This window comes from Dyadobacter sandarakinus (assembly GCF_016894445.1).
Classification (GTDB): Bacteria; Bacteroidota; Bacteroidia; order Cytophagales; family Spirosomataceae; genus Dyadobacter; species Dyadobacter sandarakinus.
Map to the genome: position 1 here is coordinate 4,685,140 of NZ_CP056775.1, position 9,861 is coordinate 4,695,000.

Genomic DNA, 9,861 nt, shown 5'->3' on the forward strand with positions numbered 1-9,861 from the left:
TTCAAAGAACATCCATGCGCACGCTTATCTTTCTCCTGGGTATTATTGGCCTGTCGGGCTGCTCGGTGTCCCGCTATCTCAATAAAGAACTTAAAAACTCTGCTGTTTTAAGTCAGCAGCACACAGGTGTTTCGGTGCAGGATTTAAAAACCCGCAAAACCCTCGCTTCTTACCAGGATGCCAGGTATTTTACACCTGCCTCCAATACCAAGTTGTTCAGCTTTTATGCCGGACTATGTGCCCTGGGCGACTCGGTTCCGGGATTGGAGTATTTGGAATGGGGCGAGCTGCTGATTATCCGCGGCACGGGCGATCCTTCACTTTTACACCCCGACCTGCCTCACAGTAAAGTATACGATTTTCTGAAGTCGCGGAAGGAGCAGTTGTTTTTTACCCCCTACAATTATGAAAACAAGCGTTTTGGTGCCGGCTGGGCATGGAACGACTACAATGATTACTACCAGCCGGAAGTTTCCCCTATGCCGGTTTATGGCAACATAGCGCGCTTTACGGGTATTTCAGCCCAGGAATTTGATGTAAAACCCGCATTCTGGCGAAAGGCAGCCGTGCTGGATTCCAATGCGGCGGGTATTGTGAGGGAAGAAGATAAAAACGTATTTCGCCACCCGAAAATGGCCCTAGCCGCGGGGCTGATGCAGGATGTGCCGGTACGTATGTCGGAGGTGGTGGCTATGGAGCTGCTGGGAGATACGCTGAAAAAGGACATCAAACTGATCAACATTCCGCTCGAAATTGAAGTTAAAAAGGTTTACAGCATCCTGTCAGACTCACTTTATACGCATATGATGCAGGCCAGCGACAATATGATGGCCGAGCAGCTGATGTTGTTATACGCATCTGTCAATAACCTGCCACTGAATACGGAAAAAGCGATTGCACATGCCATCGAACACCATTTGTCTGACCTGCCCGATAAGCCCGTCTGGAAGGATGGTTCCGGGCTGAGCCGGTACAACCTGTTTACGCCCCGCAGCATTGTGGCTCTGCTGGATAAGATTTACGATAAGGTACCGCAGCAGCGGCTGTTCAGTATCCTGCCTGCAGGCGGGAAATCAGGCACATTGAAGAACCTTTTTCAGGGAAGTGAGCCCTTTGTTTTTGCAAAAACAGGAAGCCTGGCCAACAATTACAACCTGAGCGGATACCTGGTAACAAAGAAAGGTAAATTACTGGCTTTCAGCTTTATGAATAACAACTTCACCCGGTCTTCCGCCGAAGTAAGAAAGGAAGTAGCACGTATCCTTACCGGCCTGCACGACCGGTTTTAAAGTTTTTCGTTCCAGGTTTCTCCCGTGCAGTAAATCCTGTTTTTGCCATTTTTCCGTACCAGCAGATAGATCTGGTAAAGACCGGGCTCAATGGTAGCCTGATGAAAGCCCGCATATACACCTTTGGAGAAGTACATACCACGTCGCAGGGTTGTTTTGAGCGGTACAGCAAGCTGGCCGGGCGGGGCTGCATATACGTGCCGCGCGGATTTCAGCAGCACATAGGCACCATCTGTATAGTCTTTTTCAGGGGTAAAAAAATTGTTGTAGTAATGCACGAGCACGTGACCGCCACGTTGCATGACGCTATCAGGCTTGTAGGTACTGTCACACACTACCGGCTCCGGTGACCCCGGCTCCCAGCCCTCAGCCAGCGGATCAGAAGACTGGTAGTAAGAACGTATTTTCTCAAAATGCGCCTGATCCATGGAGAACATCTTAATTCCGAGCCAATCCGCATTGTAGCGCGCATTGAACTCCTGTACCACCGCAGCCCGCCGGTTATTCACTGCATCTGCAAAGTTGCTGTGCAGTATCATCAGATTAAGCAAAATGGAAGCAGGAACAATCCAGAGTGCCAGGTTTGCGCGTTTTTTTGTAACAGATAAAAATCCCAGATACATGGCTACACACCACAATGTGGAGTACATCCGGTACCTGCCTTTGAACATACCTTCGAACGTGTCTGTAGGAATGCGCTTGTAAGCCAATGCCAGTGCTGTAATGGCTGTAAACATACAGATAGCCAGCGCAAACAGTGCTCCCTGATTATTATAGGGCGATTTCCGGAGTACTGCACGGGTCAGGAGCAGTACCTGATATCGATACAAAAAGAGGAGAGTAAGGATAAACACAACTCCCGCAGCAACCGCCAGGTACATGACCCGGGTACTGAGCCCATATGCCGACAAAGTAGCAATGGAGCCGATAAAACCTGAGAATCCGGCGAGGCCATCTCTTACTTCGGCAGGGTCAGCCGGGTTGATGCTTTGGGTGATGGGGGTGAAATCAATAAAATAAATTGCAGCTACGAGGACCGCAGTGCCCAGCGTAATAAAGAAGGACCGATGATGTCCGGCGAGCCAGTAAATGCATCCTGTTACTGCGAAAGCCATCATTCCATTGCCGTAGGTGAACGTGGCTGCAATGCAGAACATCAATGCGGGAAGGAGCCGGTGAGGCTTGTAAGCCGCCAGGAACATGGCTGAGAGTACAAACAGGATCACTCCGAAGTTGCAGAGTGAGCTCACGCCCCAGAATATGTTTTCAAAGGATTGTACATTGAACCACAGCCAGAGCACGGGAACAAAGTACCAGAGCGGGAGCTGTAAACGTGCAAATGCCCGGTAAAATATCCAGCCGCACAAAGCCCAGCACAAGTTAGCGATGATCATCAGCCAGACCAGGTCTACCCTGCCGAAAACGCCATTAAGAAAGAGGATCACCGAGCGGGAAAATACCAGCCGGTGTTCGGGAAAAAGTGTGGTAAGCAGCTTCCACTTTTCAAGCCAGCCTGCACCTTCAAATCCCGGGATGACACCCAGAATCATAATGTCGTCAAATGCTATGTAGTTGACATTAAGGGAAATGGATTGGAAAAACCAGGCATATAGCAGCAGTGGGAGAATACAGAGAAGTATGGCAAACCAGGTATTTCTGAAAAGGAAGCCGGAGGGAGAAAATGGCATAACGAATGCTTGCGTGCTGTTGTTTGAGCACGCTAGTTAAGCAGGAGTGCAATGATTGTCAACCCGGATGAGGGCTAATTTTCGGTTTCCTCCTCTTCGGCAGAGGCGCGGGGGTCTTTGGTGTAGTCGTAAAGCAGCTTGCCTTTTTCGTCCCATTCACGCAATACAAATGGTTCAAAATTCTCTTCCCAAGCTGTTTTAGGATATTGGATTTCTTTTTTACGCTGCCGGCGGAACTGGTAGTATTCCACCCAGCGGCCTACCTTTTTACCATCGTCATATTTGCCGCTCGTCATCAGCTGGCCTTCCTTGTAAAATTTCAGGAACTCTCCCTCTACTTCGCCAAAAGCTACCGGAACAACCTCCTTGATCTGCGTATGCGATGAGTCGTAGTAAGTAATGCGGGAGTCGGCCGGGAAGCCGCGGTTCCACATTGATTTGTCGATCAGATTGTATTTGGTATCGTATTTCACCCATCGGCCATCTTTTACACCCATGTAATAGTAGCCTTCCTCAATAAGATTTTCTCCGTTGTACTTCCTGTATGAACCGTGAAGAGGCAGTGCCTGGTCTTTGTCCTTGACCACTGCAGAACTTAATTTCCTGCTTTTCTTATCATACCAGCGCGTTTCTGTGGCCCTCACATATGGGTTCATCGGCTTGTATTCTTTCAACACATGAAAAGACTCTACCGAGGCACGCTCGCCGCTGCCGTACTTGACAGACATTGCGGTCATGGGTACGCCTTCGTACTCCACACGGGAAAGTTTGGCTTTCTCTTTCCTGCGTTTGCGCTCCTTTTTCTGGCTTTTGTACTCTTTAACTTTCAAACCCAGGTCAGGGATGGTCTCTCCGAGTAGCGTGGACAAGTTTCCGGATTTTCCATTAGCCCCCGGCAGTGATGTGCTGACCACCGGATCCAGGCCTGAAACAAAGGACTTCAGGTCTTTCGCTCGGTTCGCCGTATCCTTTTTTACATTTTCTTTGGGCAACCAGGCCGGCGGCGCAGCTTGTTTTGGCTCCGACTGGGCCTTTGCAGACGTTGTCAGAACTGAAAAGAAAATGCAACCGGCCAGAATTACGCTACGCATGTGTATATGAATTTTTCTTACAGGAGATTGTTACTTTTGTAACGAAACGGCTCATTTGGATATTGATTATCACCATACAAATTTAAAGAAACAGGGTGGAAAAAAGCGCTAAAATTTACATTGCAGGCCATCGCGGAATGGTTGGTTCCGCTATTCACCGTAAGCTTGTGCAGGAGGGTTATACCAATCTGGTACTGAAAACCTCGTCGGAGCTGGACCTGCGTGATCAGCATGCCGTGCGGGCATTTTTTGAGGCCGAGCGCCCGGAGTATGTATTTCTGGCAGCAGCCAAAGTAGGCGGCATTATGGCCAACAATATTTATCGCGCCGAGTTCCTGAATGATAATCTGCTGATCCAGAATAATGTAATTGACAGTTCGTACCGCAGTGATGCCAAAAAGCTGATGTTTTTAGGATCAAGCTGCATTTATCCCAAGCTTGCTCCCCAGCCTTTGCAGGAATCGTCGCTGCTGACCGGCTTGCTTGAACCTACCAACGAGCCTTACGCAATTGCTAAGATTGCCGGAATAAAAATGTGTGAAGCCTACCGCTCGCAATATGGCTGTAATTTCATTTCGGTTATGCCTACCAACCTGTACGGGCCCAATGATAATTACGATCTCAACAATTCGCACGTGCTGCCCGCAATGATCCGGAAGTTTCATGAGGCAAAAGAGGAAAAGCGCGAGTTTGTAGAGCTATGGGGCTCAGGTTCGCCGCTGCGGGAGTTTTTACATGCGGATGACCTTGCAGATGCATGCTTTTTCCTGATGCAGGAATATGACGAAGCCGGATTCCTGAACATCGGCGTAGGTGCAGATGTACCTATCAAAGCACTTGCTGAAATGATCAGGACGATTGTCGGTTTCGAAGGTGAAATCCACTGGAATACGGATAAGCCGGACGGTACGCCAAGAAAGCTCATGGATGTGTCGAAATTGCATGCCCTGGGCTGGAAGCACCGCATTGAGCTGGAAGAAGGAATCAGACTTACTTATCAGGATTTTCTTGAAAAGCAGGAGATTTATGCAGTATAAATGCGTTTGTGCTAGTACGTTGAGGTAAGGCCGGGCGTAATATTTAAACACTTTATTTCAATTTAGCCTACGATAATTCTTATTTTAGACAAATTTTCAATATATAATTACAAGATTCTTCGGGAAACTAATTAGTTTTACAGCGCCTTAGAAAAGGAAGCATATAAAACCTTAGTCATAGAGAAATGTCGGCCATTATTAAGTTAGACCAAATAGATCGTAAAGTACTCGAGATCTTACAGACCAATGCAAAAATAACTAACGCGCAGCTATCCAAAGAAATCGGACTTTCCCCTGCTCCTACGCTGGAACGCGTTAAAAAACTGGAACAATCGGGCATTATCAAAAGTTACCACGCGCAGCTTGAACCCGAGAAGGTTGGCTTGGGCGTGAGTACATTCGTTTCCATATCGCTGGTAGGTCACCGCAAAGCGGTAACAGAGTCATTTGTGGAGAAAATCAATGCAATTCCTGAGGTAATTGAGTGTCACCACATCACTGGAACAGGTGATTTCCTTTTGCGGGTTATTTCAAAAGATATCAGTACTTATCAGAAGCTGATGCTCGAAAAAATCAACGAAATTGAAGAGGTAGCAAGCACACAAACAATGGTAATCCTGTCTACATTCAAAGAAAGCAAGGTACTGCCTATCCCATGATCTGATTCTTGTACATCCGATAAATAAAACGCCCCGCAACAGCTGTTGCGGGGCGTTTTATTTATTTTCAATTTGATATTACTGGTGCTGCTCGCGCAAAAGGTCATTGACCGTTTTTACCGGATTGAAGGTAATCAGCGGTACTTCCACGAAAAGCGTGTTCCAGTCGGCCATAGCCCCGTTCCACAGCCCGGGCAGCTCCTGTGCTTTCAGATCTTTACCATCTTTCGATTTGCCTGTAATAAATCCGGTTTTCGGATCGCGGTATTTTTTCAGGTCAAACAACTCGCCGCGGCTGTCTTTTACGCCGCATACCAGATCTACCGGATTGAAGTGCGTAGAGTTTTTGAAAATCTCGCTTTGCTGCGCATTGTCAAAGTCAACCTGCGCAGACTCAACGATTTGCAATGATGAAGATCCGTCTGCATTTTCTGCCCAGAAAGGTCCTCCACCAGGCTCTCCCTGGTTTTTAACCATTCCGCATACCCGCAGCGGCCGGTTCAGTTTTTCAATAAAGTATGCCTTCTTTTCATCTTCCGAAAAAGATTCAAACCCGGCAGGAGGCATTACACAAAGCTCATTTCTCAGGAAAGTATCAAGTTCTGCCAGCAGCGCCGGATCAGCGGACGTTTTGAGCTTTTCAAGGTATTTGAACAACAGCTTCTGGTACCTGATTACAATGCCTGCCAATGCCTTTTTATAGGTTATGGTGTCATTTTTCAGGTGGTCGGGTACCACGTTGTCTATGTTTTTGATAAAAATAATATCCGCGTCGAGCTGGCCCAGGTTGTCGAGCAGCGCACCATGGCCGGCCGGCCTGAAAAGCAGGCTGCCATCCTTCTCACGGAAAGGTGTATTATCCGGGTTCACAGCAATGGTATCCGTAGCGCTTTTCTGCTCCGAAAAGGATACCATATATTTCACGCCGAATTTGGTCTGGTAAGCTGGAAGAACCTCTACAACGAGCTTCTCAAACTTGTCGCGGTGCTCGGGTGAAACGGTAAAGTGGATCTGTACATTTCCGCCTGCATTAGCGTACCTCGCGCCTTCCACGAGGTGTTCTTCAAGAGGAGTACGTGCGCGGTCCTCATAATTATGGAATTTAAGAAGTCCTTTGGGCAGTTCGCCGTATCCCAGTCCTTTGCTGGTCAGGAAGTAGGAAGCAACGGTTTTTTCATCTGCGCTTTCAATGGAAATGCCGTCAGCTGCCATGCAGGTTTTCAGGTCTTCATAGAAAGCGAAGTCGCTCAGGCGATCGAAAAATTCGTCCACCGACTTATCTTTTTTATCGTTTTCCAAAAAAGAAAAAAGCGATTTGAACATGCGTGTTGCAGCGCCTGAGGCGGGTACAAATTTGAGCAGTGCGCTTTCTGCATCCGAAGCACTTTTATCAAATTCAGAGACAATGGTAGCTATTTCATCTTCTGTGAGGCGGATAATCCCATCGCCCACGGTAGCTGCTTTTGACAATTGAAGAAAAGGGAACCCGCTTTCAAAATATCTGACCTGCTGTTCGACTGTGGTAATATCGCTTCCGCGTTTTTGTATTTGCAGAACGTCTTTTTCAATAAACATAATGTTAACGTTTAATCAGTGAAGTTTTAGGGTGTCCCCTTTATTTGTTGAGTAAAAATTCCTTGCTTTTATAGTAAAGCCGGGCGCAAACTTAGTATAACCAAATTAAGATATTTATTTCAGGACGCGCAGTTTGGCAAAACTTAACAATAATGTTTTTTCCCCTACGAGGTCGAATTTGACGGTAGCCTTCCGGTCACTGCCATTTACATCCATTTTGATTACCTGGCCAAACCCGAACTTCAGATGCTCCACTTTGTCACCCTCAGCGAGGTCGAAAGTATCCGTAGGTACAAAATCTGCCGAGGGTACATGCATGGCTGCTGCGGTACTCACCGCTGACTCGGCGGGCTTGCGTGGTGCAAGGTTCCTTACAAAAGAAGTGATCGGGGGAATGGTATCGCGCGAGCTTGCAGTAAGGTTCATGAAATGCGGTTCCACTTCAAGCAGGAAGCGGCTGGGTTCGCACATTTTGATACGCCCCCACTGATAGCGGCTTTCAGCATAGGAAAAGGTGAGCTTTTTTTCGGCCCGGGTGATAGCGACATAAAACAGGCGCCGCTCCTCTTCCAGGTCCTGACGGCTTTCGAGCATGATCTGACTTGGAAAAAGATCTTCTTCAAGGCCCACGACAAAGACATTGCGGAATTCCAGTCCTTTGGCCGAGTGAATGGTCATCATGGTAACCCGGTCATTGTCCTCGTTTTCGTCGGGTTCGTCAGCATTGGTCAACAGCGATACCGATTGCAGAAATGCGCTTAATGTTTTGTCTTCATTTTCGTCACTGTCCACAAACTCCTTGATCCCGTTGAGGAGTTCCTGCACGTTTTCATAGCGCGAGAGACCTTCCACGGTTTTGTCCTCATACAATTCCCTCAGTAGTCCTGACGCTTTTGCAATGTGAGCTGCTACATCATAGGCATCCTTACCTTCTTCTATTAAAATTTTGAAGCTTTTGATTAAAGTCGCAAACTGGTCGATGGCCGTGATCGTACGGCCGCTTGCATAGCTGCCGATGTTGGATACTACTTCCCAGATAGGTTTGTTGTTCTCGGCCGCCGATACCGCTATTTTGGCAACAGTAGTGTCTCCTATCCCTCTTTTCGGAAGATTGATAATGCGTTTGAAAGCTTCTTCATCCCGCTGGTTTACAGTAAAACGAAGATATGCCAGCAAATCCTTTATTTCTTTTCTCTGGTAAAAAGACTGGCCTCCGATGATGCGGTACTTGATACCCAGCTTTCGGAGTGCTTCTTCAAATGAGCGCGACTGTGCATTGGTGCGGTACAAAATGGCAAAATTCTCATTCCGGAGCGATTTCTGCATTTTCTCCTCGAATATGGACGTTGCTACAAGCCGGCCTTCTTCATTGTCTGATCCAGCCTTGATCACGTCGATCAATGCCCCGTCTTCATTTTCGGTGAAAGTTTCCTTTTTGAGCTGCGCTTTGTTGCGCGCAATAACCGAGTTTGCAGCCTTTACAATGGTGCTTGTAGAGCGGTAATTCTGTTCCAACTTGACGGTTTTTACGTCTGGGAAGTCTTTCTCAAAATTGAGGATATTTTCAATGTTGGCACCGCGGAATGCATAAATACTCTGGGCATCGTCCCCTACCACACATATATTACGGTGTACAGCAGAAAGCTTTCTCGTAATAAGGTATTGCGACACGTTGGTATCCTGGAACTCATCCACCAGGACATGCTGAAATTTGTGCTGGTATTTGTACAAAACATCAGGAAAATCCCGGAAGAGTACGTTTGTGTTAAAAAGCAGATCGTCAAAGTCCATGGCATTTGCCTGGAAGCAGCGGGTAACGTACGTTTTATAGATACGTCCGATCTCCTTCATTTTAGCCGCATCATCGTCTGCCTGTATCACAGGGTTGTTGATGTAGTCGTCTGCGGATACCAGGCGGTTTTTGGCTCCCGAAATGCGGTTGAAAACCACATTGGCCTTATATACCTTATCATCAAGGTTAAACTCCTTGATAATACTGCGCAGCAAAGATTTGGAATCGTCAGTGTCGTAAATGGAGAAGTCACTCGTGTAGCCCAGGTATCTCGACTCAATTCTCAGGATTTTTGCAAAAACCGAGTGAAAAGTGCCCATCCATATATTACGGGCTTCTGTTCCGATGTTCTTCTCGATCCGGGAGCGCATCTCACCGGCAGCCTTATTGGTGAAGGTCAGGGAAAGTATCCGGAAAGGATCTACCCCGTTTTCAATCAGATGTGCAATACGGAAGGTCAATACCCTTGTTTTGCCGGAGCCCGCACCTGCGATGATCATCAGAGGACCATTTCCATACAGCACAGCCTCACGCTGAGGCTCATTCAGGGTCGACAAATATTCTGCCTGATTCAAGATAGTATATTTTCAGGTTGTTAGTAAAGTCAAAGTTAGGAAAAACGCGTAAATGCGTCTTTGCTTTGTAAGTACCTTTACAATTAATGTTCGAAGACTGCCATCAGAGTCTTTATTTAGAGTTAAAAGATCTAAAAATAGTTATCAGGAGATAG

At 47.2% G+C, this 9,861-nt stretch carries 7 protein-coding genes; 3 read left to right on the top strand and 4 right to left on the bottom strand.

From position 1 onward, the window contains the following. The first annotated feature begins 14 nt into the window (after positions 1–14). Positions 15–1,289, top strand: a complete 1,275-nt coding sequence (locus HWI92_RS19145) for a D-alanyl-D-alanine carboxypeptidase/D-alanyl-D-alanine-endopeptidase (protein ID WP_204658256.1) — start codon at positions 15–17, stop codon at positions 1,287–1,289. Here the strand turns inward: HWI92_RS19145 and HWI92_RS19150 are convergent. Further along, on the bottom strand, positions 1,286–2,977 hold the full coding sequence (locus tag HWI92_RS19150; protein WP_204658258.1) for a hypothetical protein: 1,692 nt from the start codon (positions 2,975–2,977) through the stop codon (positions 1,286–1,288). The two genes, HWI92_RS19145 and HWI92_RS19150, sit on opposite strands and share 4 nt — an antisense overlap. A 74-nt stretch (positions 2,978–3,051) precedes the next feature. After that, the gene (locus HWI92_RS19155; RefSeq protein WP_204658260.1) at positions 3,052–4,068 is read right to left on the bottom strand and encodes a toxin-antitoxin system YwqK family antitoxin; all 1,017 of its coding nucleotides are present in this window, start codon (positions 4,066–4,068) and stop codon (positions 3,052–3,054) included. A 95-nt stretch (positions 4,069–4,163) separates the two neighbouring features. On the opposite strand from HWI92_RS19155, the gene HWI92_RS19160 reads away from it, so the two are divergent. Both HWI92_RS19160 and HWI92_RS19165 read left to right on the top strand, forming a co-directional pair. Further along, complete coding sequence (locus HWI92_RS19160) at positions 4,164–5,105, top strand: GDP-L-fucose synthase family protein (RefSeq protein ID WP_204658262.1); 942 nt, start codon at positions 4,164–4,166, stop codon at positions 5,103–5,105. Positions 5,106–5,290: 185 nt separating this feature from the next. Next, positions 5,291–5,764 carry an Lrp/AsnC family transcriptional regulator gene (locus HWI92_RS19165; protein ID WP_204658264.1) on the top strand — a complete coding sequence of 158 codons (474 nt, stop codon included), beginning with the start codon at positions 5,291–5,293 and terminating at the stop codon, positions 5,762–5,764. 78 nt (positions 5,765–5,842) lie between these two features. Here HWI92_RS19165 and HWI92_RS19170 read toward each other — a convergent pair whose 3' ends face one another. Beyond that, a complete protein-coding gene (locus tag HWI92_RS19170; protein ID WP_204658266.1) occupies positions 5,843–7,339 on the bottom strand; it encodes a DUF4301 family protein in 1,497 nt (498 codons plus the stop codon). Positions 7,340–7,453: 114 nt separating this feature from the next. Further along, positions 7,454–9,706, bottom strand: coding sequence for an ATP-dependent helicase (locus tag HWI92_RS19175; protein WP_204658268.1), 2,253 nt, complete (start codon positions 9,704–9,706; stop codon positions 7,454–7,456). Between the last annotated feature and the right edge of the window lie 155 nt (positions 9,707–9,861).